Origin of the sequence: Cupriavidus sp. DF5525, from assembly GCF_040149425.2 — a bacterium.
Classification (GTDB): domain Bacteria; phylum Pseudomonadota; class Gammaproteobacteria; order Burkholderiales; family Burkholderiaceae; genus Cupriavidus; species Cupriavidus pickettii_A.
Genome location: NZ_CP168265.1, coordinates 636,830 through 661,133, shown reverse-complemented (window position 1 = coordinate 661,133; position 24,304 = coordinate 636,830). Strand labels below are relative to the sequence as shown.

General features: G+C 66.0%; 22 protein-coding genes. 14 read left to right on the top strand and 8 right to left on the bottom strand.

Annotated features, from left to right (window positions below; genetic code table 11):
• Position 1 precedes the first annotated feature (1 nt).
• Genes ABNX08_RS03200 through ABNX08_RS03185 form a run of 4 tightly spaced genes read left to right on the top strand, consistent with a single transcriptional unit; the run spans position 2 to position 4,691 of the window.
• Entirely contained in the window at positions 2-1,504 is a 1,503-nt protein-coding gene (locus ABNX08_RS03200) for a carboxylase (protein ID WP_349605623.1), read from the top strand.
• Between the two features lie 10 nt (positions 1,505-1,514).
• Positions 1,515-1,970 carry a Zn-ribbon domain-containing OB-fold protein gene (locus ABNX08_RS03195; RefSeq protein WP_349605622.1) on the top strand — a complete coding sequence of 152 codons (456 nt, stop codon included), beginning with the start codon at positions 1,515-1,517 and terminating at the stop codon, positions 1,968-1,970.
• Entirely contained in the window at positions 1,967-3,511 is a 1,545-nt protein-coding gene (locus ABNX08_RS03190; RefSeq protein WP_349605621.1) for an AMP-binding protein, read from the top strand. The genes ABNX08_RS03195 and ABNX08_RS03190 overlap by 4 nt, the downstream gene beginning before the upstream one ends.
• Before the next feature lie 10 nt (positions 3,512-3,521).
• Entirely contained in the window at positions 3,522-4,691 is a 1,170-nt protein-coding gene (locus ABNX08_RS03185; protein ID WP_349605620.1) for an acetyl-CoA acetyltransferase, read from the top strand.
• Positions 4,692-4,741: 50 nt separating this feature from the next.
• Here the strand turns inward: ABNX08_RS03185 and ABNX08_RS03180 are convergent, their stop codons facing one another.
• Entirely contained in the window at positions 4,742-5,449 is a 708-nt protein-coding gene (locus ABNX08_RS03180; protein WP_022533726.1) for a GntR family transcriptional regulator, read from the bottom strand.
• A 136-nt stretch (positions 5,450-5,585) separates the two neighbouring features.
• Between ABNX08_RS03180 and ABNX08_RS03175 the strand changes: the two genes are divergently transcribed.
• Positions 5,586-6,389, top strand: a complete 804-nt coding sequence (locus ABNX08_RS03175) for a BPL-N domain-containing protein (protein WP_022533725.1) — start codon at positions 5,586-5,588, stop codon at positions 6,387-6,389.
• A 4-nt stretch (positions 6,390-6,393) separates the two neighbouring features.
• On the opposite strand, the gene ABNX08_RS03170 is transcribed toward ABNX08_RS03175, so the two are convergent.
• The 6 genes from ABNX08_RS03170 to ABNX08_RS03145 all read right to left on the bottom strand — a co-directional run bounded on the left by ABNX08_RS03170 (position 6,394) and on the right by ABNX08_RS03145 (position 12,227).
• On the bottom strand, positions 6,394-6,789 hold the full coding sequence (locus tag ABNX08_RS03170) for an avidin/streptavidin family protein (protein WP_349605618.1): 396 nt from the start codon (positions 6,787-6,789) through the stop codon (positions 6,394-6,396).
• Positions 6,790-6,856: 67 nt separating this feature from the next.
• Positions 6,857-7,306 carry an ion channel gene (locus tag ABNX08_RS03165; protein ID WP_349605616.1) on the bottom strand — a complete coding sequence of 150 codons (450 nt, stop codon included), beginning with the start codon at positions 7,304-7,306 and terminating at the stop codon, positions 6,857-6,859.
• An 11-nt stretch (positions 7,307-7,317) separates the two neighbouring features.
• On the bottom strand, positions 7,318-8,382 hold the full coding sequence (locus ABNX08_RS03160; RefSeq protein ID WP_349605615.1) for a DUF2955 domain-containing protein: 1,065 nt from the start codon (positions 8,380-8,382) through the stop codon (positions 7,318-7,320).
• Positions 8,372-9,523 (bottom strand): HlyD family secretion protein, encoded by a 1,152-nt coding sequence (locus ABNX08_RS03155; protein ID WP_349605614.1) that lies wholly within the window; start codon positions 9,521-9,523, stop codon positions 8,372-8,374. Before ABNX08_RS03155 ends, ABNX08_RS03160 begins: the two co-directional genes overlap by 11 nt.
• Entirely contained in the window at positions 9,520-11,088 is a 1,569-nt protein-coding gene (locus tag ABNX08_RS03150) for a TolC family protein (RefSeq protein WP_349605613.1), read from the bottom strand. Before ABNX08_RS03150 ends, ABNX08_RS03155 begins: the two co-directional genes overlap by 4 nt.
• Positions 11,089-11,105: 17 nt before the next feature.
• A complete protein-coding gene (locus tag ABNX08_RS03145) occupies positions 11,106-12,227 on the bottom strand; it encodes an AI-2E family transporter (protein WP_349605612.1) in 1,122 nt (373 codons plus the stop codon).
• A 326-nt stretch (positions 12,228-12,553) separates the two neighbouring features.
• Between ABNX08_RS03145 and ABNX08_RS03140 the strand changes: the two genes are divergently transcribed.
• Entirely contained in the window at positions 12,554-14,014 is a 1,461-nt protein-coding gene (locus ABNX08_RS03140; protein ID WP_349605610.1) for a patatin-like phospholipase family protein, read from the top strand.
• 155 nt (positions 14,015-14,169) lie between these two features.
• On the opposite strand, the gene ABNX08_RS03135 is transcribed toward ABNX08_RS03140, so the two are convergent.
• Positions 14,170-14,733, bottom strand: coding sequence for a winged helix DNA-binding protein (locus tag ABNX08_RS03135; protein WP_022533717.1), 564 nt, complete (start codon positions 14,731-14,733; stop codon positions 14,170-14,172).
• Between the two features lie 108 nt (positions 14,734-14,841).
• Between ABNX08_RS03135 and ABNX08_RS03130 the strand changes: the two genes are divergently transcribed.
• The 8 genes from ABNX08_RS03130 to ABNX08_RS03095 all read left to right on the top strand — a co-directional run bounded on the left by ABNX08_RS03130 (position 14,842) and on the right by ABNX08_RS03095 (position 24,273).
• Complete coding sequence (locus tag ABNX08_RS03130; protein ID WP_022533716.1) at positions 14,842-15,960, top strand: LLM class flavin-dependent oxidoreductase; 1,119 nt, start codon at positions 14,842-14,844, stop codon at positions 15,958-15,960.
• Entirely contained in the window at positions 15,947-16,474 is a 528-nt protein-coding gene (locus tag ABNX08_RS03125) for a flavin reductase family protein (RefSeq protein WP_022533715.1), read from the top strand. The genes ABNX08_RS03130 and ABNX08_RS03125 overlap by 14 nt, the downstream gene beginning before the upstream one ends.
• A 26-nt stretch (positions 16,475-16,500) precedes the next feature.
• Entirely contained in the window at positions 16,501-17,280 is a 780-nt protein-coding gene (locus tag ABNX08_RS03120) for a cyclase family protein (protein WP_349605608.1), read from the top strand.
• A gap of 46 nt (positions 17,281-17,326) precedes the next feature.
• Complete coding sequence (locus ABNX08_RS03115) at positions 17,327-18,379, top strand: porin (protein ID WP_349605606.1); 1,053 nt, start codon at positions 17,327-17,329, stop codon at positions 18,377-18,379.
• Between the two features lie 190 nt (positions 18,380-18,569).
• Positions 18,570-19,916, top strand: coding sequence for an MFS transporter (locus ABNX08_RS03110; protein WP_349605604.1), 1,347 nt, complete (start codon positions 18,570-18,572; stop codon positions 19,914-19,916).
• Positions 19,917-20,044: 128 nt separating this feature from the next.
• Positions 20,045-22,240, top strand: coding sequence for an indolepyruvate ferredoxin oxidoreductase subunit alpha (locus ABNX08_RS03105; protein WP_349605603.1), 2,196 nt, complete (start codon positions 20,045-20,047; stop codon positions 22,238-22,240).
• 79 nt (positions 22,241-22,319) lie between these two features.
• The gene (locus ABNX08_RS03100) at positions 22,320-23,780 is read left to right on the top strand and encodes an indolepyruvate oxidoreductase subunit beta family protein (RefSeq protein WP_051369854.1); all 1,461 of its coding nucleotides are present in this window, start codon (positions 22,320-22,322) and stop codon (positions 23,778-23,780) included.
• 37 nt (positions 23,781-23,817) lie between these two features.
• Positions 23,818-24,273, top strand: coding sequence for a thioesterase family protein (locus ABNX08_RS03095; protein ID WP_022533709.1), 456 nt, complete (start codon positions 23,818-23,820; stop codon positions 24,271-24,273).
• The last annotated feature ends 31 nt before the right edge of the window (positions 24,274-24,304 follow it).

Sequence of the window (24,304 nt, the reverse complement as noted above, 5' to 3'; positions counted from 1 at the left end):
CATGCTCGAAGACCTCAAGAAACTCGTTGCCGCGGAAACCGCGCGCACCGGCAAGCGCCGCACCATCCGCCTGACCGACGACACCCTGCGCGACGGCCAGCAATGCCTGTGGGCCACCCGCATGCGCACCGAGCACATGCTGCCGATCGCGGAACGCATGGACCAGGCCGGCTTCCTGTCGCTGCAGGCGATCGCGCTGGTGCAGTTCGATGCCAGCGTGCTGTTCCTGAACCAGGACCCGTTCGAGCGCATCCGCCTGCTGCGCGAGCGGTTCACGCGCACGCCGCTGCGCGCCGCCATCCGCAGCAACCTGATGCGTGGCTTCTTCCCGGTGGCCGACGACATCACCGAGCTCTTCGTCGAGCGGCAGATCGCCAACGGCGTCCGCGACATCGGCATCTTCGATGCGCTGATGTGCTCGGACAACCTCGCCCCCAGCATCGCCATGGCGCGCCGGCTCGGCGCCAACGTGACGCTCTTGCTCGGCTACAACATCGCGCCCGGCTATGACGACGCCTTGTATGTGCGCAAGGCGCGCGAGGCCGTCGAACGCTTTGGCGTGCAGACCGTCACGCTGGCCGATGCGGCCGGCATCCTGACGATCGACCGCGTACGCACCCTGGTGCCGGCAATGAAGCAGGCCATCGGTGATAAGGCACGACTGGAATTCAACACCCACTGCCTGACCGGACTCGGGCCCTTGCTCGCGCTCGAGGCCGCGGTGCACGGCGCCGACAGCATCCTGACGGCGGTGGACCCGATGGCCAACGGCAATTCGCTGCCGGCCAGCCAGATGATTGCGCGCAACCTGCGCGAGATCGGCTTCGACGTGGTGGTCAATGACGGCTTGCTCGACGAAGTGGGCGCGTATCTTGGCGCGCTGGCCGAGCGCGAAGGCCATCCGGTCGGCGTGCCTGCCGAATACGAGCCCAGCCACTACATCACCCAGTACGCGGGCGGTGCGATGAGCAACCTGGAATCGCAACTCAAGCTCGCCGGCATTTCCGACAAGCTGCCTGCCGTGCTGGAAGAGATCGGGCGGGTGCGCGTGGAGCTCGGCTCGCCGATCATGGTCACGCCTTATCCCGCCATCATCGGCGCGCAGGCGGTGATGAACGTGATCAACGGCGAGCGCTACAAGGTCGTGCCCGACGAAGTGAAGAAGTATGTCTGCGGGTACTTCGGTGCCCTGCCGCTGCCGGTCAACGCGAACGTGAAAGACAAGGTCATTGCCAACGGCTCGAAGGATGTGAGCCTGACGCCGCCCGTGATCGAACCGGTACTGCCGGGCTTGCGCAAGCGCTACAAGAATATCGGCGACGACGAACTGCTGCTGCGCTATATGTACGGCGACGAGAAGGTGAACGGCCTGGCGCCGACGGGCACGGGCGACAGCTTCAGCGTCCACCACCCGGTCGTCGATCTCGTGGCCGGCCTGGCACAGCGCCAGAGCAAGGCGAAGGTGCAGGTCTCCGGCAGCGATTTCTCGCTGAGCGCGAACTGAGGAGAGCCACATGAACGTTTCCCTCGCAAGGCCGCAGCCGATTCCCACCGTCGAAACCGTCCACTACTGGCGGGCGGCGGGCGAAGGCCGGCTCGAGCTCCAGTACTGCCGCGCCTGTTCGCGCCACCAGTTCTACCCGCGCCGCTTCTGCACGCAATGCCTGTCCGACCAGCTCGAGTGGGTGCAGGCCAGCGGCCGCGGGCGGATCTACACCTACACCGTGTGCCATGTCGCCGCGCATCCCGCTTTTGCGTCGCACGTGCCCTATGCGATCGGCATGATCGAGCTCGACGAGGGCGTGCGCATGCTGGCAGGCATTGTCGATGCCGACCCCGATTGCCTTGCCGTCGGCGCGCCGGTTGAAGTGTGCTTTGAACGCATCAGCGACGACATCGCACTGCCAATGTTCCGGCTCACGGGCAGCGCCAGCGCCCGGCCCATTCCCGATACCGGAGACAAACCATGATCATCGATTCCTTCGACGCCGGCGCCACGGCATTTCCAGACCGCATCTTCGTCCAGGGTGGCGACGTGCGCATGAGCTACCAGGACGCGGCCGGCGCATCGCATGCGGTTGCCGCCGCGCTGGTGCGCGACGTACAACCGGGCACGCATGTCGGCGTGCTCTCGCCCAATCATCCGATGGTGCTGCCGGCGATGCTGGGCGTGATGCGCAGCGGCGCGGTGTTCGTACCGCTCAACGCGCGCGATCCCATCGAGGACATCATCTGGTTCGCCAGTTTCTGCGAGATCACGGTGCTGATCTGCCACGCACAATATGCGCCCCATCTCGAACGCCTGAAGCGGGAAATCCCGACGCTCGGACGCGTCATCGGGCTGACCGAGCCGCTGGAACCGAACGGCCACTACATCGCGCAATGGGTGAAGGACTTCGCCGGGAAACGCGTGACGGTGCGGCGCGAAGCCGACGACATCGCGATCATCAAGTCCTCCGGCGGCACCACCGGCCGCCCGAAGGCGATCATGCAGAGCCACCGCTCGCTCGAGACGGCGTACCGGATCAGCAACCAGTTCATGCCGCCGCGCAAGGACCCCGTGCACCTGGTGGTGGCGCCGCTCACGCATGCCGCGGGCGCTACGATGGTGGCACTGGCACGAATCGGCGCGCGCAACGTGATCGCGCCGTCGGCCGATCCGGGCGTGATCCTCGAAGCGATCGAGCGCGAACGCGTGACGCATATCTTCCTGCCGCCCACCATGATCTATCGCCTGCTCGCCCACCCCGATGCGCGCACGCGCGACTGCTCCTCCCTCGAGTACGTGCTGTATGGTGCCGCGCCGATGTCGGTCGACAAGCTGCGCGAAGGCATTGCCCTCTGGGGCCAGGTGTTCATGCAGAGCTATGGCCAGTCGGAAGTGCCCGGAGTCATCACCTGCCTGTCGCGCAAGGACCATTTCGTGCACAACGACCCCGAGCTCGACAAGCATCTCGCCTCCGCCGGCCGCCCGTCAGGCGCCTGCGAGGTTGCGCTGATGGACGACGAGGGCAATATCGTGGGCACGGGCGAACGCGGCGAGATCGTGGCCCGCGGCGACCTCGTTTCGCCCGGCTATTACAACAACCCCAAGGCCACCGCCGAGGCGCGCGCGTTCGGCTGGCACCATACCGGCGACATCGGCGTGTTCGACGAGAACGGCTACCTGTATGTGGTCGATCGCAAGAAGGACATGGTCATCTCCGGCGGCTTCAACATCTACCCGAGCGAGATCGAGCAGGTGATCTGGGGACATCCCGCGGTGCAGGACTGCGCCGTGGTTGGCGTACCCGACGCCGACTGGGGCGAGCGCCTGACCGCCGTGATCGAGCTCAAACCCGGCTGCAATGCCACCGCCGACGAGATCGTCGATCTGTGCCGCAAGCGCTTCGGCAGCCTGAAGACGCCCAAGCAGGTGGAATTCTGGCCCACGCTGCCACGCAGCCCGGTCGGCAAGGTGCTGAAGAAGGATGTGCGATCGCAGCTTACGGCTGCATCAAAGCCGGTTTGAATGGATGGACATGGACCCGAAAGCACTGAGTGGCCGCTATGCCATCGCGGGCGTCGGCGAGGCGGGCATGGGCAAGGCCCAGCCGGGCGACACCGCGTTGTCGCTGCAATGCGAAGCGGCGCGGCTCGCGATCCTGGACGCGGGGCTGAAGCCCTCTGACATCGACGCCGTTTTCGCGCACTGGGATGACCGCGCCGCCGGCTTGCTGGTGACCGAGTACATGGGGCTACAACCGCGCTATGTCGACAGCACCGTGGTCGGCGGGCAATCCAACCTGACGCATATCGTCCACGCGATGGCGGCGATGGAGGCGGGCCTGTGCAATGTTGCGCTGATCACCTATGGCAGCACACAGCGCCTGGACCGCAGCCGCGCGCGCGGCGGCCACGCGCAGGATGCCCGCGTGCCGAACGGCCAGTTCGTGCAGCCGTATGGCATGCTGAGCCCGATCGGCTTCTACGCGATGCAGGCACGCCTGCACATGCACCGCTACGGCACGCGCGCCGAAGACCTTGGGGAAGTCGCGCTGGCGGCCAGGCGCTGGGCGCAGCTCAATCCGCATGCGGTGGCGCGCGAGCCGTTGACCATGGCCGACTACCTGGCCTCGCCCATGGTTGCCGACCCGCTGCGCAAGCTCGATATCTGCCAGGTCACCGACAGCGCCGGCGCCATGGTGCTGGTGCGGACCAGGCGCGCGCGCGACTTGCGCCGCCCGCCGGTGCTGGTGCAAGGGTTCGCGGAGCAATATATCCAGCACGCCACGCCGTTTGGCATGGACGACTGGATCGACAACGGCGTGCTCGCGGAGATGGGCCGGCTGGCCTTGGAGCGCGCCGGCCTGAGCCGTAGCGAGATCGACATCGTGCAGATCTACGACGCGTTCACCAGCAACGTGCTGATCGGCCTGGAGGCGCTGGGATTCTGCGGGCGCGGCGAAAGTGGCGCCTTCGTGCAAGGGGGACGCATCGCGCCGGGAGGAGCGTTCCCGCTGAATACCTCGGGCGGCGGCTTGTCCTTCAATCACGGCGGCATGTTCGGCATGCCGCTGATGATCGAGTCGGTCCGTCAGCTACGCGGGGATTGCGGGGAGCGCCAGGTGCCTGGCGCTCGCAACTGCCTGGTGCAGGCAGGCGGCCTGGTCATGTCCGCGTATATGGTGATGGTGCTGGGCACGGCTTAGCGGGTTATGCCATGACACCAGAAGCCAGTCTGCCAGCCTGTGCCCGCCGCTCAGTTTCCGGCGGCGCGCGGCGCGGCATCCCGCTGCGCTTCGAGCTGCCTGATCGCCTCGCGCATCGAATCGCCGATCAGCTTTTCGACCGCTTCCGCCGCGGCATCGAGGTTGCCCGACTTGAGGCCCTTCTGCAGCGTGCGCCAGTTGCGTGCCGATTCCTTGCGCCGTGCCGGCGTGGACAGGCCAAGCTGGGTGTAGCGCAGCGTCTGCCGCGCCAGCGAACCCAGGATCTCGGCCAGGCGCTCATTGGTGCAAGCCTCGCGCAGGATGCGCCCCAGGCGGAACGAGGTTTCGATGAAGGCGGCGGCGCCGTCCGGCTCCTGCGCCAGCGTTTCCAGCGCGCGCACGTCGGCTTCGATGGTCGCCGCAAGCTGCGCCGCCTCTTCCGTGCTCAGCCGGCTGATCATGGTGCCGGACAGCTTGCCGCGGATCTCAAAGATATCGGCGACTTCCTTGATCGAGAGCTGGGTGACGTGGGCGCCCTTGTTGGGCAGGATGTTCACCACCGAATCCTTCTCAAGGATGCGCAAGGCCTCGCGCACCGGTCCGCGGCTGACTGCGAACTGCTCGGCCAGCCCTTCTTCGCGGATGCGCTCGCCCGGGGCGTACTCGCCGTTCGCGATGGCGGTGAAGATGCTATCGGCGATCTGCTCAGGCAGTGTCCTCAGTTGGCGGCTGGCGGGACGATTGGATTGTGTGGTCATGTCGAAAACTCGAAACTGCGCAATTCAGGAACTACGATTGTAGACAAACGCAATGTAAGCATGAGATTAGACCACAACTGCGTGGGGAAGATCACGAGCCACAGCGAGAGACTGCGCTGAATCACGACGAACCATCATGTCAAAGCCCCAGATCCTGACCTATATCGATGCCGGCACCTCCGACGGCACCGCGCGCCTGATGCGCACCATCGGGCAGCAGCTTCGTTCCGGTGCGTACGAAATCCGTGCGGTCATGGCCGATGACATCCGGCATGACGCATCGCTCTTCGATGACGCGGTGCTGTTCGTCATGCCGGGCGGTGCCGACCTGCCCTATTGCGCGGCGCTGAACGGTGCCCCCAACGCGCGTATCCGGCGCTTTGTCGAACAAGGCGGGGTCTACCTTGGCATCTGCGCGGGTGCGTACTACGCGTGCAGGGAACTCGCCTTTCACGCCGGCAGCGCGGGCGAGATTTGCGGCACGCGGGAGCTGAGCTTCGTGGATGCGGTCGCGGTTGGCTCCTTGCCCGAACTCACGGGAGGCGTCGCCTATGACGGCACGCCGCGCAGCACCGCCGCGGTGGAGATCCGGACGACGGACCGGCTGACCACTGCCCCGGTGTCGCTTTACACGCACTACCACGGCGGCTGCCGCTTCGATTTCGGCCATGCCCCGGGGCCCGAGGCCGAGGTGCTGGCCGTCTATACCGGCATCGAAGGCGACCCGCCCGCGATCGTGAGCTCACGCGTGGGCAAGGGCAGCGCGATCCTGACCGGCGTCCACCTGGAGATCTCGGAGCGCGAGTGCAAGGACGCCTTGCTAGGCCACAGCGACAGGACCGCGCACGTCCACGTCTGCCAGAGGCTGGCGCAGACCGGCGAGGCGCGACTGGCGGTGTTCCGCCAGTTGCTGGTCCATGCCGGCCTCGCGCTGGGATGACCGGTCAGGGCGTCCAGTACCAGATGGCGGAGTTGGAGATAAAAGTCTCCCACATCGCGTGCGGCTTGCCGGGATCATCGTCCTCGTAGCGGCGGGCCAGCACCCATTGGGCCTCGATGCGCTCGCGCGATGGATCGCCCAGGCCATCCTGTTCGCCCTGGGCCAGGTAGCGGCCGGCAAAGGTGGTCAGCGAGGCATGCTGCTCCGACTGGTTCTTCCAAAGCACCGTGAAGCCGATCAGCGCGCCGTCGGTCATGCCGTGGGTATCGAACCAGGCATTGGGGTCGGGCTTTCCCACCTTGGTCTGGTAGCGCCCGGTGAAATGGGCACCCGGCCCGATGGAAAGAATCTCGAGCCCGCCGCCGTTGCGGCTCAGCCATCGTCCAACTCGGATTGTCATGGTGTCTCCTTGCGTCTTGTCCGGCGCGGCGGGCGTCTGAAGCCCGGCGAGTCCCGCTTGCCTGAGGTTATGGCTGCTCGCTGCCACGCAGTCCGGCGAGGTTGTGCTTGATCACGTCCAGCACCGCGGCGGTCATCACCGAGGTGGAGACGCCGAACATCAGGATCCCGTTGGCCGCCTCCAGCGGCCCCAGCAAACGCCGGTCCGCGGACATGACGATATCGCCGTAGCCCAGCGTGGCGAAGTTGACACCGGAGTGGTACAGCGCGGTGGCGTAGTCGCTGAATTCGCCAAGCAGCATAAACAGGACCGCCCAGATCGCCATCTGCACGAAATTGCCGAGCAAGGTCACCAGCATCACCATCGCCAGCATCAGGATATCCAGCGACAGCGCTGCGCGGTTTCGCCGGACATTGTCGAAGCGTACGTAGTAGCGCAGGCAAATGGTGATGAAGACGGCCTGCAGCAGCAGGCAAAGCATCATCACGGGAAGGCCGATTAGCAGATTGCGCAGCATGATGGGCCGGTTCAGGTGCCGTGTCGGCGCACACGGCGGGGTTGATCGAGCAACTGGAGCATCATCCAGGCATACAGGGTAACGCCGATAAACAGTGCCATGCGCACGGCGAATGCCGTGTAGACATCCTTGCCGGCGGCGCTGTCCTGCACCGACTGCCCCAGCAGGATAATCAGGGTCACTAGGGTATTCAGCCAGAAGCTCGGCGGCTGCCGCGTCGGGCTGAGGCCATAGAGCTTGCGCGCGACCAGCAGGCCGAACAGCAGCATCCACAGGAAGAACATCCACAGGTGCACGAACAGGCTGAGCGCGCCCCAGAACAGTATCGCCAGCGCGCCGCCGAGCAGCGTCGAGCCGATGAGTTCGCGGCCGGCGTTGCGAGCCGTGGTGGTGCAGCTTTGCCGGCCGAGGCTGACCGCTTTCATGATGATCGGCATGTAGCCGGCCGGATCGTTCAGCGCCAGCAGGTAGGCCGGCATCACCACCAGGGTAGCGCGTAGCGCGATCCAGGCAGCCTGGTCAGCCGGCAAGGCCGGGGCCGCGGGCGCTGCCGGCGCACCGGCGGGTTCGGGAAACAGCCAATGGCCGATCGCCAGCACTGCCACCGCGACCAGCAGTCCCTTGACCAGCGCCTCGATGACCGTGACCGCCAGTCCGAAATCGAAAGTGCCGGCGGCCGAGATCATGGTCAGGCCGACCACCAGGAAAGTGGAGACCAGGTTGTTGCCGCCGCTCAGACCAAGGCGGAAGGCCAGGAACAGGCCGAGGCCGATCAGCAGCACGCCGCTCAAGCCGTAGTGGCGCAGCAAGGGAATCAGCAGCAGCCCACTGCCGGTGGTCAGCATCACGACCAGCGCCAGGCCCAGCCCGGCCTTGAGCGACATCGGCCGGTTGAGGCTGGCAAGCAGGAACACGGCGAGGACCGGGGCGACCATGGGGATCGGCAGCTGCAGGCCGAAGCTGGCCGCCAGGCACAGCGCGGTGCCGCTGGCCAGCCGCAGCGCGCGCTGCGCGCGCTGCGCGCGGGGCGAGCGCGAGCGCGCGCCGGACAGGGGCGCAGTGCTGTCAGTAGACATAGGAAAGCCAGCTCATCAGGAACAGGAACACGCGGCCGAGCGGATTGAGCGGATTGCCATGCAGCGGGAACGCCATGACCTCGGCCTGTCCGCCTACGCGGATGCCGCGCAGCGTGGTCAGTTCGCCCGGGTTGAACTCGACGATCACCGGGAAGCGTTGGGCCGGGCGCAGCCAGTCGCGGCTGTTCTGCACCGTCGGCAGGCTGCCGGGCGGCGTGCTGGGGCCGGTGTTGACGCCGTAGCCGACGCTGCGCACGCGGCCTTCGAAGATCCTGCCTGGCAGTGCGTCCAGCACGATGGCAACCGGTGTGCCAGGCTCGACGTGGCCTAGGTTGTTCTCGGTCATTTCCGCATTGATCCACATATCGTGGATCGTGATCAGCGTCATGACCGGGTTGCCGGCAGCAGCAAACTGGCCGGCATCGGTGCGCAGGTCGGTGACCAGGCCGGCCGAGCGTGCCCGCACCCGGGTATTGGCAAGGTCCAGCTCGGCCTTCTCCAGCGCCGTGGCGGCGCTGCGCAGCTTGGCATTCTCTTCCTCGCTGCCCCCCTGCTGCTCGCGCGCGCGCTGCACCTCGGCTTTGGCCGCGGCCACCTGGCTGGTGGCTGCCTCCAGGCTGGCGCGCGCGATTTCGAGGCGGCGCAGTGAAATGGTGCCGGGATCCTCGCGGTACAGGCGTTCCAGGCGTTCGCTGTCCTGGCGTGCCTTGAGCTCGTTGGCGCGCGCGGCACGCAGGGAGGCCTGCGCCGACTCGATGCCGGCGGTGCTGGCGCCGATCTGCCGGCGTGTCGACTCGAGATCGGCACGGGCGCGGTCGACGGCAATCTTGTAGTGCTGCGGATCGACCTCGAACAGGACCGCGCCTGCCGCAACGTCCTGGTTGTTGCGCACATACACCCGGGTCACGCGCCCGGACACTTCAGACGCGACCGGCACGACAAAAGTCTGCACCCGTGCCTGCTGCGTGTAGGGGGTCAGCCGGTCGGCCAGGAGGTACCAGGCCAGGCTGATGAGGATCACCAGCAGGACCCACCTGATCCCCTTCCTTGCCGGATCGGCGGCGGCGGATTCAGGCGCGGGTGGCGCCGCTGGCGCGGGCGGCGCAGGCGCTTCGGCTGGCTTCGGCGTGTCGTTGCTCATCGTTGCTCGCTGACAGGAACCTGCCTCTGGTCTGCAGGCAGGCTGGCATCGACGGGTCTGGGACCCGGCTCATTCAGCAGGTCCCCCCAGTTGGTGCGTTGCTGCATCTGTTCACGGGTGGCCGCGTCGACCAGCGGCCGCTCGCTGTACCACCCGCCGCCCAGGGCCCTGTACAAGGCAATCAGGTTGCTCACGGCACTGCTGCGATTGAGCAGGTAGGCGTCCTGCTGGGTGGCAAGCGCGCGCTGGGCATCCAGTACGCGCTGGAAGTCCGAATAGCCTTCGCGGTACAGCGCGTTGGCCAGCGTCAGCGAGCGATTGGCAGCGACCGTCCCGTCGCGCAGGATTTCCTCGCGCTCCAGCGCCTTGACCAGGCCGCTGGCGGCATCGTCGGCCTCGCGCGCGGCCTGTCGCACGGCGTCCTGGTAGGCGACGATCAGTTGCTGCAGGCGGGAGTCCTGGACGCGCACGTTGTTGCGGATCCGGCCATAGTCGAACACGTTCCAGCGCAGGCTGGGGCCGCCGACCAGGGCCAGGCTGTTGGGCGTGCCGGCCAGCGTGGTGGCGGACCAGACAATGCTGCCCAGCAGTGTCAGCGACGGATAGAGCTCGGCTTGCGCCACGCCGATCAGCGCCGATTGCGCGGCAATCTGCAGCTCGGCGGCGCGGATATCCGGGCGGCGCAGCAGCAGGTTGGCGGGCACGTCCTGCAGCACGGCCCGGTCGATCAGGGGGATCTCACCTTCCTTTTCCGCCAGCTCCGACAGTTCGGGCATCGGGCCGGGGGGGCGGCCCACCAGCACCGCCAGCGCATTGCGCGTGCGCATGATCTGGCTTTCAAACTCAGGAATGCTGCTCAGCGTGCCCAGGTATTGCGTCTTGGCTTGCTGCAGGTCGAGCTCGTCGGTCTCGCCGCTCTTGAACAGCCGCTCGGTGATCTCAAAGCTGCGCTTCTGCAGCCTGGCATTGTCGCGGGCGATGCGCAGCCGCGCCTCGGCCGTGCGCAGCGCGAAGTAGGTTTCCGCCATCTGGGCCCGCAGCAGTACCAGCACGTCTTCATGGTTAGCGCGGGCCGCAAAATAGGCGGCATCGGCAGACTCGATGGCGCGGCTGAAGCGCCCCCAGAAATCCAGTTCCCAGCCGATGTCGAAACCGGCGCTGTATTGCCAGAAGCGATTGTTTTGCGGGTTGCGGCCGCCGGCCTGCCGGCTATCCGTGTACAGGACATCGGCCCTGGCCTGCTGCAGCTGAGGGTAGCGCCCGCTCTGGGCAATGCCCAGCTGCGCGCGGGCTTCCATCACCCGCAGGCCCGCGATCCTGAGGCCGGCGTTGTTCGCATCGGCTTCGGCAATCAGGCGTTCGAGGGTCGGGTCGGCGAACACCTGCCACCACTCGCGGATGTCCGGCTGCGTACGCATTTCGGTCGCCTGGTCGAGCGCCGGGCTGCGCCACTGCTGCGCCCAGGGCTCACGCTGCGGCTGGAAGTCCGGTCCCACGCGCGCGCAGCCGCTGAGGCAGAATGCGCCGGTCAGCAAGACGCGGAACGGAAGATGCCAGCGCGACATGGGCGCCCCGGACCACCTCAGACCTGCTGCCGGTTTGCCAGGTCTCCCTCCTGCTCCTGCGCCTGCACCTGCGGCTGGTCTTCCACCCATTGCCAGAACAGCTGGTAGCCGACCGCGAGCACCACCGGGCCGATAAACAGGCCAATCACGCCGCCGGTGACCATGCCGCCCAGGGCCCCGATCAACACCACCGGCATCGGCACATCGACGCCACGCCCCAGCAGCAGCGGCTTGAGCACGTTATCGGCCAGCCCCGCGATGAAGACATAGATGGAGAAGACAATGGTGGCAACGTTGGCGCCCTCCGTGGCCAGGACATAAATAATCACCGGGATGGTGATCAGCGTGGCCGGCAACTGCGCGATCCCCAGGAGCAGCACAAGTAAGGCCAGCACGCCCGCCGCGGGAACACCCTTGATCACGAAGGCGACACCGATCAACAGCATCTGGATAAAGGCGATGCCGACCACGCCCTGCGCCACCGCGCGGATGGTCGCGGTGCATAGCCTGGCGATGTGCGGGCCTCTGGCCGGACTGAAGATGCGCGAGGCAATCTGCTCGGCGCTGCGGCTGCCGGCCTCGCCGTAGGCCATGAAGATGCCCCCGATGATCAGCGCGAAGATGAAGATCAGCAAACCCTTGCCAATGCCGGCGATCGCGACCAGCAGGGCAAGGCTGATGTCCTTGATCTGCGGCGCATACTTCTGTGCCAGGCCGGTCAGGTCCGTGGCGGCGTACTGCCACAAGTCGTACACGCGTTGGCCAATCAACGGCCAGGCGGCTACCGACTCTGCCGGCGGCGGAATATGAATGCCCTCGCTCTTGACCATGGCCATGGCATTCTCCACCGAATCGACCATGGCGGAGCCCAACAGATAGGCCGGCACCGCGATGATGGCGATCGCGATCACGACGATCAGCGTGGCGGCACGGCCGTCATTGTTGCCCAGCCTGCGCCTGAGCCTGACCTGCAGCGGATAGATCGTAATCGCCAGGATCACGGACCAGACGATGAGATCGAGAAAGGGGTTGAATATCTGGAAGCAGAAAATCGCCAGCACGGCGATCAGCCCGGCACGGATCAGTACGTCGAGCAGTCCCCGGGACAGCGCTCTCTCGGAAGTGGGCGTGGGCAACATCGATTGCCTCCTTGCAGATCGCCGCAAAGGTATCGGATCGGTAAGCCACTTGCTGGCTCAACGGGCGGCCGAGTCCCGCCTGCAAAAGGCGCGCCCGCCGTGTCATCCACGCCAACGCACGGCCCTGGCAATCTCACCGCCGCGCATCAGCTCAACGAGGTTAATTACTGGTCTCTTGGACCGGTGAAATCTAGTCTAGTCCATCGGCGCTGGCCGGGACAACCTCGAAAGTTGCGCCTGCCGCCACATAAGCCGCCTAGTATGGTGATAGCCAAAGGACGCCGACACGTCCGGTCTTGCTCGTCCTAATTCGCTGCGGAGGACCTATGGCCAGATTGCCGACGCCAGCATGGGTAATCGCCGTTTCGTTGCTGCTTCTGCTCGGCGGCTGCGCCAGCCGGCCTGTCAACCCGCCGCTTGCCCACGCCGATCCGGCTACCGGCTATCGATACACGACGCGCCCCCACTATGCGAAGACCAGCGAAAACCTGGTGATCCTGGCTTTCTCGGGCGGCGGGACACGCGCCGCCGCCTTCTCATACGGCGTGCTGGAATTCCTGCGCAATACGGAAGTGGTCGGCCCCAGAGGCGTCAAGTCGCGCCTGCTCGACCATGTCGGCGTCATTACCGGCGTGTCCGGCGGGAGCTTCACCGCGCTCGCCTATGGCCTTTATGGCGACAAGCTCTTCGACGACTACGAGCAGCGCTTTCTCAAGCGCGACGTACAGGGCGAGATTACGTTCCGCACGCTCAACCCCGCCTACTGGCCGTCCCTGTGGTCGGGCGGCTGGGGCCGCTCCGAACTGGCGGCCGATCTGTATGACGAGATCCTGTTCAACGGGGCGACTTTCGGCGACCTGAACCGCGGGCAAGGCCCCTTCATCATTGCATCCGCCACGGATATTTCCACAGGCGCCCGCCTGCCTTTCACCCAGGGCGCCTTCGACGTACTCTGCTCGGACCTGAACGCGGTACGGCTGTCCCGCGCCGCTGCCGCATCGTCTGCCGTGCCGGTCGTGCTGACGCCCATTACACTCAATAACTACGGCGGCAACTGTGGCTACGCACCACCCGACTGGGTCCAGCCTTTTATCGATGCCGCCGACCCGCCCAGGCCGGCTGCGCGTGCGACCCGGCACCTGAAGGAAGAGGCGGAACTCGGAGACAGCATCAACCGGCCCTACATCCATCTCGTGGATGGCGGTGTTTCCGACAACCTGGGCATGCGCAGCGTGCTGGACGCGCTGGAGCTGATGGAAGCGCTGCACCTGGTCGGCCAGCCTACCCCGCTCGACCATACGCGTAGGATCGTGGTCTTTGTCGTCAACTCGCTGTCCACGCCAAAGACGGCATGGGATAAATCGGAGTCCGCGCCCGGTACGCTGGAGATCCTGGTCAAGGCGACGGGCGTTCCCATCGACCACTACTCCTACGAGGCGACCGAGCTGCTCAGGGACAGCCAGGCGCGCTGGCACTCCATGGGCCAGGTCCGGCAGTCCTCTGCCTTCAAGGCGAACAAGGATGCCGCGGTCGCCGCCACGCTGCGCACGCCGGACTCGACCATCTACGCCATCGATGTCTCGTTCGCCCAGTTGGCGGACAAGGCGGAACTGGCCTACCTGAACGAGCTGCCCACCTCGTTCTCCCTGCCTCCCGAGGCCGTCGACCGGCTGCGCGCGGCGGCGGGCAAGATCATCCTGGCGTCGCCCGATTTCCAGCGGCTGCTGCGCGATGTCGGCGCCAGGATTGTGGCCGAACCGGCGCACACGCAACCGTCAGCCCCCTAGTGTTTCCCCTAGTGTAAAAACCGTGGCGAAGCCCGCCGCAGTGCGCTACATTTGCATCAAATAAATCTTCTATTTGATTATTTATTCGATGCGCGCGGTACGTCACGCGCCACCAGGAGACAGCGCCCCCCGATGAGTTTCCAAAACCACTCCTTCTAGCGACGGCGGTGATAGGTCGCGATTTCACGCGTAGCGATCTCGTAGACCTTTTCCAGTTGTTCCAGCTGTCCGGCAGCCTTCAGGGCGCCGGATTTAGGGCCGAATTCGCCTTGCGCGGTCTCGAGCAGTGTCTCGCGCCGCAACCGGGCGAATTCGTCGCACACCCTTATGCCTTCGTCAGTGGCGAAGTAGTAAATGCCCGTGCGTGCGCTGCCGTATTTGTCGACCAGTTCGGCCTTGAGCAGCTTGCGCAACTCATATTGCATGTTGGGCACGTCCTGGCGATTGGTCATGTGCAGCAGGTCCTTGATGGTCTTGGGCCGCTCGTGCATCCGGATGATGTGCAGCAGGGTATTTTCCTGCCCGCTCAGCGTAATCCCGGTCACGGCCGCCAGGCATTCGGACTGCCACCGCAGGAACGACTGATAAGCCCGCATGACGGCGTATTCGAGGTCGGTGATCTCGACGCTGAAATCATCCGTCGCCAGGTGCCAGCGATGTTGCTCGGCAGTGCGGTCGATTTTCGCGGATGGCGTGGAGTTACTCGAGGTCTTGGGCATTGTCAGCTCGACGCACGTTGCGTGCGTGGGTTTTTCAGGGCAGTACGGGCGCCGCATTATCCGCGGGCGGCGCCTGCTTCAGGGATTCTACTTGGCCGGGAGATACGCATGAGAAAAATTCTGAACACGAAGGACTTTGTACTGGGCACGTTTGCGACCAATTGCTCGGGTGGCATGTCGGTGACCAAGATCGGCGAGCGCTGGGACAACTCGTGGGAAAACAACGCGAAGCTGGCGCAGATGCTGGACGAAGCCGGCATCGATTTCATGCTGCCGATCGCGCGCTGGATCGGCTACGGCGGCGAGACCGACTTCCACGGCTCGGTGCTGGAAACGATCACGTGGGCTGCCGGCTTGCTGGCGCAGACGAAGAACCTGACGGTATTCGCGACCATCCACACCGCGGCCAACCACCCGGCGGTGGTGGCCAAGCAGATCGCGACGCTGGATCAGATCGGCCAGGGCCGCGCGGGCCTGAACATCGTGGCGGGCTGGAACCGCCCCGAGTACGAGGCCCTGGGCCTGCCGCTGGCCGCCGGTCACGACAAGCGCTACAGCTATGCGCAGGAGTGGTTCGACGTCATCAAGCAGATCTGGGAGCGCGACGGCGCCTTCAACTATGACGGCGAGAACTTCCACCTGAAGGGCATCTACGGCCTGCCCAAGCCGTGGCACGGCGAGCGCCCGCCGATCCTGAACGCCGCGGGTTCCGGCGAAGGCCGCGACTTCGCCATCCAGAACGCCAACTTCCTGTTCACGCCGGCGATCGACCTGGCGCGGTCCAAAGTGGAAGTGGCCGAACTGAAAGCCAAGGCCCGTGCGGCAAACAAGCCGGTGCAAGTGCTGACCTTCTCGCACGTGGTGTGCCGCCCGACCGAACAGGAAGCGCGCGACTACCTGCGCCACTTTGCGCAGGACAACGCCGACTGGGCCGCGGTGGACAACCTGGTGGCGCTGCAGTTTGCCAACGCGCAGTCGTTCCCGCACGACCTGCTGGCACTGATCCGCGACCGCATGGCGGCGGGCCACGGCGGCTTCCCGCTGGTGGGCACGCCCGAGCAGGTGGCCGACGGCATCTGTGCGCTTGCCGAAGCCGGCTTCAAGGGCACCACGCTGTCGTTCGTCGACTACGTGAAGGAGTTCCCGTACTTCCGCGACACGGTGCTGCCGATCCTGGAGGCACGCGGCCTGCGCCAGCCCGGAGGGTCGAAACATGGCGGCCAGTAAGCACGATCCGCTGGCGGCGCTACAGCAGCAGTTCAAGCAGGCGATGCGCGGCTTCGCCGGCGCGGTGACCGTGGTGACGGTGGCCGAAGGCGAAGAGCGCAGCGGCTTCACCGCAACCTCGGTGTCGTCGTTCTCGGCCGAGCCGCCGATGCTGGTGGCGTCGATGAAGGCGACCAGCTCGTCGGCCGGGCTGCTGCAGCGCACGCGGCGCTTCGGCGTGAACCTGCTGCGCGTGGAGCAGCAGGCGATCGCGCAGCGCTTCACCGGTTTTGGCGGCGAGGCCGGCGCCGCGCGCTACGGCAGCGACGCCTGGACCCAGCTCACCCGCGACGGTGCCCCGGTGCTGGCCGATGCCGTGGTGGCCATGGATTGCGAGGCGGAGGAACTGCTGGAGCGCCACGGGCACATCCTGATCATCGGGCGGGTGCGGGCGGTACATGTGGCCGAGCAGGCCCCGGCGCCGCTGCTCTACTGGCAGGGACGGTACACGCGGCTGGCGCACGCGTCGGCCTGACACGGCGAATACAACAAGGAGACCCCATGAGCAACACCCTGCAACAGCTTGCCGCGGACCTTTCCGGCGGCAAGGCAAGGATCATCGACCTGACCCAGACCCTGTCGCCGGACTTCCCCGCGCTGGTGCTGCCCCCCGAATTCGGGCAGGTGTGGGCGTTCAAGATGGAACGCATCAGCCAGTACGACGACAAGGGACCGGGCTGGTACTGGAACAACTTCTCCTGTGGCGAGCATACCGGCACGCATTTCGACGCGCCGGTGCACTGGATCTCGGGCAAGGACCACGCCAACAACACCGTGGACACCATCGACCCGGCCAACTTCATCGCCCCCGCGGTAGTGGTCGATGCCAGCGCCGAAGTGGCGGAGAACCCCGACTGGGTGCTGACGGTCTCGCACCTGCAGCGCTGGGAAGCCGAACACGGCCGCATTCCCGCCGGCGCCTGGGTGCTGCTGCGCACCGACTGGAGCAAGAAGACCGACCCTGCCGAGTTCCTCGGCCTGCGCGAGGACGGCGCCCATACGCCCGGCCCGGAACAGGCCACGGTCGAGTGGCTGATCCATGAACGCAACGTCCACGGCTTCGGCGTCGAAACCATCAACACCGATGCCGGCCAGTCCTACGCCTGGCCGCTGCCGTACCCCTGCCACACGCTGATGCACGGCGCGAACAAGTACGGCCTGCAATGCCTGAAGAACCTGGACCAGCTGCCGCCTACCGGCGCGTTGATCGTGGCGGCACCGCTGAAGATCCAGAACGGGTCGGGTAGTCCGTTACGGGTACTGGCGATCGCGGCCACCTGACAGAACCGCAGACGTCCACAAGAGAAGAGAGAGAGAAGGGAAGACAATGAAGTACCAACGCAGGATCCTCGCCGCCGTGGCGGCCGCCGGCAGCCTCGTCTCCGGCGCCGCACATGCCCAGAGCGCCGTGCAGCTCTACGGCACGATCGACGCCTTTGCCGGCTCCGTGCGCGCCAGTGGCGATGCCCACGGCACCGCGATCGTCGACAGTTCCGGCCTGACCACCTCGTACTGGGGCATTGGGGGGCAGGAGGCGCTGGGCAACGGCCTGAACGCCGAGTTCACGCTGGAGAGCTTTTTCCGTACGGACAATGGCAAGGTCGGCCGCTTCGACGGCGACGTCATGTTCGGGCGCAATGCCTTTGTCGGCCTGAATGGCGGCTTCGGCGCGATCAAGCTGGGACGCAACACCACGCCGTGGTTCTTGTCCATGCTGTTGTTCAACCCGCTGGCCGACTCGGCGGTGTTCTCGCCGATGTTCCTGCACACCTACACCACGCCGCCGGGCGCGCCGGTGGGCAACTCGGTGGCGGGCGACACCGCCTGGGGCAACTCGGTGCTGTACCAGAGTCCGGGCTTCGGCGGGCTGCGCTTCAATGCGATCTACGCGACCGGGGAGAGCACCGGCCACCAGGGCAAGCAGAACTACGGCGGCAATGCCACCTATTTCAACGGCAACTTTGGCGCCACGCTGGCGGTGCAGCGGGTGGGGGTCAATGCGCCGGAGTTCGCGGCCAGCGGCGCCAGCTACCAGATGGCCTACCTGGCGGGCGTGTCCTACGACTTCAAGGTGGTCAAGCTGTTCGGCCAGTACGCGCAGTCGGACAACAGCTTCAGCACGCTGAGCCGCCAGCGCAACCGCACCATGCAGGTGGGCGCGAGCGCGCCGCTGGGACCGGGCTCGCTGATGGCAACGTGGGTGCGTACCTGGCAGGGCGGCAACGAGACGCTGGGCTCGGCCCGCCGCGATACCACCACGCTGGCCTACGACTACCCGTTCTCCAAGCGCACTGACCTTTACGCCGCCTGGCGCTATGACAAGGTAACCGACCTGAACCCGGGCAACACCTTCGGCCTGGGCCTGCGCCACAAGTTCTAGTTGCGGCCTCGGCGCCTCCCTTCGAGGCGCCGACCAGACTCCCTTCGTCGCCTCAAAAAACTATTTCCACAATCATATATTTATGCCTAAACTATGTGGAACAACAACGAGCGCGTGGCGACGATCGCGCGAAACAGGTTCCCTGGCGGCTTCTCCGGTTCCATATCCGCCACCCATCAGGAGACAGACAATGATCCCAACTGGCACCGTTCAGCCCTGGCGCCCCGCTTCCCGCGCGACCTATACCGTACTTTTCGTATGCTTCCTTGCGATTCTCTTTGAAGGCTATGACGTCGGCGTCATGGGAGCGGTACTGCCCGCACTCGCCGACGACCGCAACTGGAACCTGACGCCGCTGGAACTCGGCGCCCTCAGCAGCTATGCCCTGGTCGGCATGTTCTTTGGCGCCTTCCTGATCGGCACGCTGAGCGAGATGATCGGCCGCCGCCGCATGCTGCTGCTCTGCGTTTCCTTGTTCTCGCTGACCATGCTGGGCGCGTCCTATGCACCGACGCCCGCCATCTTCGGCGTCTTGCGATTCATCGGCGGGCTCGGCCTCGGTGGCGTCATTCCCGTCGCCGCCGCCTTGACCATCGAGTACTCGCCGCCGCACCGCCGCAGCTTCAACTATGGGCTGATGTACTCGGGGTATTCGGTGGGCATCCTCTGCGCCGCGCTCATTGCGATGTGGCTGTTGCCCAGTCTTGGCTGGCGTGGCGTGATTGGCCTGGGTGCCGTGCCCATGGTGTTGATACCCCTGATGGCGTGGATGCTGCCTGAGTCGCTGGAGTACCTGGTGGGGCAAGGGCGAATCGCTGAAGCGCAGGCATTGGCCGATCGCACTGGCCATGGCCGGCTGCCGTCACAAGCCCGGCCCGCCAACAGCGCCGCCCGCGCCGCCTGGCGCGACGTGATGTCGAGCATGTTCGCCCGCAAGCAGCTACGCGCGACGGCGTGCTTCTGGATCGCACTGTTCTTCGGCTTGCTGCTGGTCTACGGCCTCAATACGTGGTTGCCAACCATCATGCGCAAGAATGGCTACGACCTCGGCTCCAGTCTTTCCTTCCTGGTTATCTTCAGCCTTGCTTCCGCGGTGGGCGGCCTCTTCCTGGGCGGCGCGGCCGACAGGATGGGCGCACGTGGCACCGTTGCGCTCTTCTACCTGATCGGCGCTCTCGCCATCGGCGCGCTGATGTTCCGCAACTCCGTTGCCGTCAACTACCTGCTGGTCGCTCTGGCAGGCGTGGGCAGCGTCTCGGCATCCCTGATCCTCACCGGCTACCTGGCCGGATACTACCCGGCACACGCACGGGCCGCGGCAACAGGATGGGCCCTGAGCTTCGCGCGATTCGGCGCCATGAGCGGCCCGCTCGTCGGCGGCTACGTCGCCGGCTCAGGCCTGAGTTTCGGCTGGAATTTCATCACGTTCTCCATTGCCGGCCTCGCCGCTGCGCTGGCTGTGGCGCTGCTGCCATCGGCAAGGGAACCAGTCGTCGTGACTCGCGGCGGCCAGCAAAGCAACGCAGAAATCGCCTGAGGAGGGGCTTCGGCTTCCGCGGAAGCCGTCCCAGTGACCCCTAGCTCCGCACATATATATGATTATGGAAATGTTTATGTTTAAACGATATCCGTCTCACCCCAACGTGAGCATCAGGAAGAAAAGCCATGGCTGAGCGTTCGTTTGTCGAAGAGGTCAAGAAGTTGCGCCTGGGTTCCGGCGAGGTATTCAGCGGCGAGGGCATCCTTGCGGTCACCAAGGCGCTGCTGGAGTCTGGCGTCGCCTACGTGGCCGGCTACCAGGGCTCGCCGATCTCGCACCTGATGGACGTGCTGGCCGATGCGCAGGACATCCTTGCCGAGCATGGCATCCGCTTCGAGAACAGCGCGAGCGAAGCCACCGCGGCCGCGTCGCTGGCGGCCTCGGTCAACTACCCGCTGCGCGGCGCGGTAACGTTCAAGGCCACTGTGGGCACCAACGTGGCGTCGGACGCGCTGGCCAACCTGGCTTCGGGCGGCGTCACCGGCGGCGCGCTGATCATCGTCGGCGAGGACTACGGCGAAGGTTCCTCGATCATGCAGGAACGCAGCCATGCCTTCGCGATGAAGTCCCAGATGTGGCTGCTCGATCCGCGCCCCAACCTGCCGTGCATCGTGCAGGCGGTGAAGGACGGCTTTGACTTGTCCGAAGCTTCCAATACGCCGGTGATGCTCCAGCTGCGCGTGCGCTCGTGCCATGTACATGGCCAGTTCGTCGCCTCCGACAACCGCCGCAGCCGCTTCTCGATCCAGGACGCGCTGGACCATCCCACGCGCGACCTCAGCCGCATCGTGCTGCCCCCGGCGAGCTTCGTGCACGAGCATGAGAAGATCAAGCAGCGCTGGCCCGCCGCCGTGAAGTTCATCGAGGAACGCCAGCTCAATGAGTTCTTCCACGGCGAGATGGATGACATCGGCATCGCCGTGCAGGGTGGCAGCTACAACACGCTGATCCGCGCACTGGAGCAGCTCGGCCTGGCCGATGTGTTCGGCGAGTCGAAGATCCCCCTGTACGTGATGAACGTGGCCTACCCGCTGATCGATTCGGAGTGGGAACGCTTCTGCGCGGGCAAGCGCGCGGTGCTGGTGCTGGAAGAAGGCCAGCCCAACTTTATCGAGCAGAACGCCGCCAACATCCTGCGCATGGCCGGTGCCACCGCGGCGCTGCATGGCAAGGACCTGTTGCCGCTGGCTGGCGAGTACAACACCGCGACCGTGCTCAAGGGGCTGCGCGCCTTCCTGGAGCAGTACGGCAAGATTGATCCGCTGCCTGAGCCGAAGCCTGCCCGCAAGGTGATCCCGCTTGTGCAGGCCCCGGCCGCCACCGTCGATGCCGTGGCCGCCGAATTGCTGGAACCGCAGAAGCTCGTCGACGAGAGCGTGCATGCGCGCCCGCCCGGCTTCTGTACCGGCTGCCCGGAGCGCCCGATCTTCACCGCGATGAAGCTGGTCGAGCGCGAGATCGGCGAGCACCACGTGAGCGCCGACATCGGCTGCCACCTGTTCTCGATCCTGCCACCGTTCAACCTGGGCAACACCACCATGGGCTACGGCCTGGGCAGCGCCAGCGCCGCGGCCCTGAACGCGCCCGGCGGCAAGCGCGCCATCTCCGTGATGGGCGACGGCGGCTTCTGGCACAACGGCCTGACCAGCGGCATCGCCAACGCAGTCTTCAACAAGAGCGACAACCTGACCATCGTGGTCGACAACAGCTACACGTCGGCCACCGGCGGGCAGGACATCCTGTCCTCGACCGCGCTGAACGACACCCGCAGCACCGGCCACGCCATCGAGGACGCGGTCAAGGGCGTGGGTGTCAAGTGGGTGCGCACCATCCGCCACACCTATGACCTGAAGGCGATGAAGGCCACCCTCAAGGAAGCGCTGACCACCGGCGCCAAGGGTCCCAAGGTGCTGATCGCGCAGAGCGAATGCATGCTGAACAAGCAGCGCCGCGAGAAGCCGAAGGCGCGCAAGGCGATCGCCGACGGCCAGCGCGTGGTGCGCGAGCGCTTTGGCGTGGATTCGGACACCTGCACCGGCGATCACTCGTGCATCCGGCTATCCGGCTGCCCTTCGCTGACGATCAAGCCCAATCCGGACCCGCTGCGCACCGATCCAATCGCCTCCGTGCTGGACAGCTGCGTGGGCTGCGGCCTGTGTGGCGAGGTCTCGCACGCAGCGGTGCTGTGTCCGTCGTTTTATCGCGCGCAGATCGTCACCAACCCGACCCGCATCGACAAGCTGCGCCAGCGCCTGCGCGACGGCGTGATCGGCTTCCTGCAGCGTCGCGATGCCGCGCGCCGCACCCGCCTTGCATTCTGAACACCAAGTTTCGAGAGGTTCAATCGTGAACGCACCCAACAACCTCAGCGCCAAGCCGATCAAGGTCGCCATCCTAGCCATGGGTGGCGAGGGCGGCGGTGTGCTGGCCGACTGGATCGTGGATCTGGGCGAGCACAACGGCTATATCGCGCAAACCACGTCGGTGCCCGGCGTGGCGCAGCGCACCGGCGCCACCATCTATTACGTCGAGCTGTTCCCGCGCGACCTGGCCGAGCAGGCCGGCCGCCAGCCGGTGCTGGCGCTGATGCCCACCCCTGGCGATGTCGATGTGGTACTCGCCTCCGAACTGATGGAAGCCGGCCGCGCCGTGCAGCGCGGACTGGTGACGCCGGAGCGCACCACGCTGGTGTCTTCCACCCACCGCGTGTATTCCATTGCGGAGAAATCCGCGATGGGCGACGGGCGGGTCGACAGCAATGAGCTGATCGCCCATGCCGGCAAGGCCGCCAAACGCTTTGTACGCTTCGACATGGCGCAGGCCGCCGAAGCCAGCGGCAGCGTCATCAGCGCCGTGCTGTTCGGCGCGCTGGCGGGTACCGGCGTGCTGCCGTTCAGCCGTGCGCAGTTCGAAGCCACCATCGAGCGCGGCGGCGTGGGCGTGAAGCCCAGCCTGCGCGCCTTTGGCGCGGCGTTCGCCACAGCCGAGGCCGCTGAGACGCCCGCCGCGGAAGCTGCAAAGCCGCTGGGCGAACTCAAGCCGCAGGATCCCAGGGTTGCGCAGTTACTGCAGCGCGCCCGCGTCGAACAACCGGCCGAGAACTGGCCCGTCGTGATCGAAGGCGTGCGCCGCATGATCGACTACCAGGACGTGGCCTACGCCGGCCTGTACCTGGATCGGCTGGCGGCCGTGCACCGGGCCGTCGGCAACAACGACATCGCGCTGCTGCGCGAAACCGCGCGCCACCTGGCGCTGTGGATGTCGTACGAAGACACCATTCGCGTGGCCGACCTCAAGACCCGCGACTCGCGCTTCGCGCGCGTGCGGGGCGAGGTGCGCGCCGGCGACAAGCAGCTGCTGGCGATCAACGAGTTCATGCACCCGCGCCTGGAAGAAATCTGCGAGACGCTGCCGGCCGGACTCGGCCGCTGGCTGATGAAGCCGCATTTCTTGCACCACCTGGTGCGCCGCTTCACCACCTCGGGTCGCGTGGTCACCACCAGCTCGCTGCGCGGCTACCTGATGCTGTGGGCCGTGTCGCGCCTGCGCGGCATCCGCCGCAGCACGCTGCGCTATGCGCTGGAAACCGAGCGTATCGAAAGCTGGCTGGCCCAGGTACTGGCCGCCGCGCGCCTCAACCCGGCGCTGGCGCTGGAAGTGGTGCAGTGCCAGCGGCTGGTGAAAGGCTACAGCGACACCCATGTGCGCGGCCTGACCAACTACCAGACCCTGATGAACGCCGTGATGCGGGCGGGTGCCCGCCTGGCCCCGGCCACGCTGCGCGAGTTGCGCGAGGCGGCGCTGGCAGACGAGCACGGCAAGAAGCTGAAGGAAGCCCTCCTCCGCCATGCGCTGGCGTGACCTTCACGTGCCAGCCCCATAGCAGATACCGCAGACCATGAGCACTACGCATACCTTCCGGCGCCGGCACAAGATCCATTTCTCGGAATGCGACCCGGCCGGCATCGTCTTCTACCCGCAGTACTTCGTGCTGTTCAACGACCTGATCGAACGCTGGGTCGACACCCTGTTGCCGGACGGCTACCACGGCGTGATCGGCGCGCGCCGGCTGGGCATGCCGACCGTGCACCTGGAGGTGGACTTCAAGGCGATCAGCCGCTTTGGCGACCAGGTCTGGCTGGAGCTGGAACTGGTGCGCCTTGGGGGCAAGTCGATCACGCTGGCCTGGCGCTGCACCGGCGCAGACGGCGAGCTGCGCATGGCGGCCACGCAGACCATCGTGATGACCTCGCTGGACACGCACCTGGCGATTCCGGTGCCCGACGACCTGCGGGCCGCCATCGAACACGGCCCTGCCCTCGCAGACCGGCCTTTTCCCGAAACCACCGTCTGAATGCCGACGTACCCGCAGCGCGGGTGCCGAA

Bases quoted from the DNA above. Each gene is read 5' to 3' on its own strand.
- ABNX08_RS03200 (WP_349605623.1), top strand. From the start codon at position 2: ATGCTCGAAGACCTCAAGAAACTCGTTGCCGCGGAAACCGCGCGCACC.
- ABNX08_RS03195 (WP_349605622.1), top strand. From the start codon at position 1,515: ATGAACGTTTCCCTCGCAAGGCCGCAGCCGATTCCCACCGTCGAAACC.
- ABNX08_RS03190 (WP_349605621.1), top strand. From the start codon at position 1,967: ATGATCATCGATTCCTTCGACGCCGGCGCCACGGCATTTCCAGACCGC.
- ABNX08_RS03185 (WP_349605620.1), top strand. From the start codon at position 3,522: ATGGACCCGAAAGCACTGAGTGGCCGCTATGCCATCGCGGGCGTCGGC.
- ABNX08_RS03180 (WP_022533726.1), bottom strand. From the start codon at position 5,449: ATGACCACACAATCCAATCGTCCCGCCAGCCGCCAACTGAGGACACTG.
- ABNX08_RS03175 (WP_022533725.1), top strand. From the start codon at position 5,586: ATGTCAAAGCCCCAGATCCTGACCTATATCGATGCCGGCACCTCCGAC.
- ABNX08_RS03170 (WP_349605618.1), bottom strand. From the start codon at position 6,789: ATGACAATCCGAGTTGGACGATGGCTGAGCCGCAACGGCGGCGGGCTC.
- ABNX08_RS03165 (WP_349605616.1), bottom strand. From the start codon at position 7,306: ATGCTGCGCAATCTGCTAATCGGCCTTCCCGTGATGATGCTTTGCCTG.
- ABNX08_RS03160 (WP_349605615.1), bottom strand. From the start codon at position 8,382: ATGTCTACTGACAGCACTGCGCCCCTGTCCGGCGCGCGCTCGCGCTCG.
- ABNX08_RS03155 (WP_349605614.1), bottom strand. From the start codon at position 9,523: ATGAGCAACGACACGCCGAAGCCAGCCGAAGCGCCTGCGCCGCCCGCG.
- ABNX08_RS03150 (WP_349605613.1), bottom strand. From the start codon at position 11,088: ATGTCGCGCTGGCATCTTCCGTTCCGCGTCTTGCTGACCGGCGCATTC.
- ABNX08_RS03145 (WP_349605612.1), bottom strand. From the start codon at position 12,227: ATGTTGCCCACGCCCACTTCCGAGAGAGCGCTGTCCCGGGGACTGCTC.
- ABNX08_RS03140 (WP_349605610.1), top strand. From the start codon at position 12,554: ATGGCCAGATTGCCGACGCCAGCATGGGTAATCGCCGTTTCGTTGCTG.
- ABNX08_RS03135 (WP_022533717.1), bottom strand. From the start codon at position 14,733: ATGCCCAAGACCTCGAGTAACTCCACGCCATCCGCGAAAATCGACCGC.
- ABNX08_RS03130 (WP_022533716.1), top strand. From the start codon at position 14,842: ATGAGAAAAATTCTGAACACGAAGGACTTTGTACTGGGCACGTTTGCG.
- ABNX08_RS03125 (WP_022533715.1), top strand. From the start codon at position 15,947: ATGGCGGCCAGTAAGCACGATCCGCTGGCGGCGCTACAGCAGCAGTTC.
- ABNX08_RS03120 (WP_349605608.1), top strand. From the start codon at position 16,501: ATGAGCAACACCCTGCAACAGCTTGCCGCGGACCTTTCCGGCGGCAAG.
- ABNX08_RS03115 (WP_349605606.1), top strand. From the start codon at position 17,327: ATGAAGTACCAACGCAGGATCCTCGCCGCCGTGGCGGCCGCCGGCAGC.
- ABNX08_RS03110 (WP_349605604.1), top strand. From the start codon at position 18,570: ATGATCCCAACTGGCACCGTTCAGCCCTGGCGCCCCGCTTCCCGCGCG.
- ABNX08_RS03105 (WP_349605603.1), top strand. From the start codon at position 20,045: ATGGCTGAGCGTTCGTTTGTCGAAGAGGTCAAGAAGTTGCGCCTGGGT.
- ABNX08_RS03100 (WP_051369854.1), top strand. From the start codon at position 22,320: ATGGGTGGCGAGGGCGGCGGTGTGCTGGCCGACTGGATCGTGGATCTG.
- ABNX08_RS03095 (WP_022533709.1), top strand. From the start codon at position 23,818: ATGAGCACTACGCATACCTTCCGGCGCCGGCACAAGATCCATTTCTCG.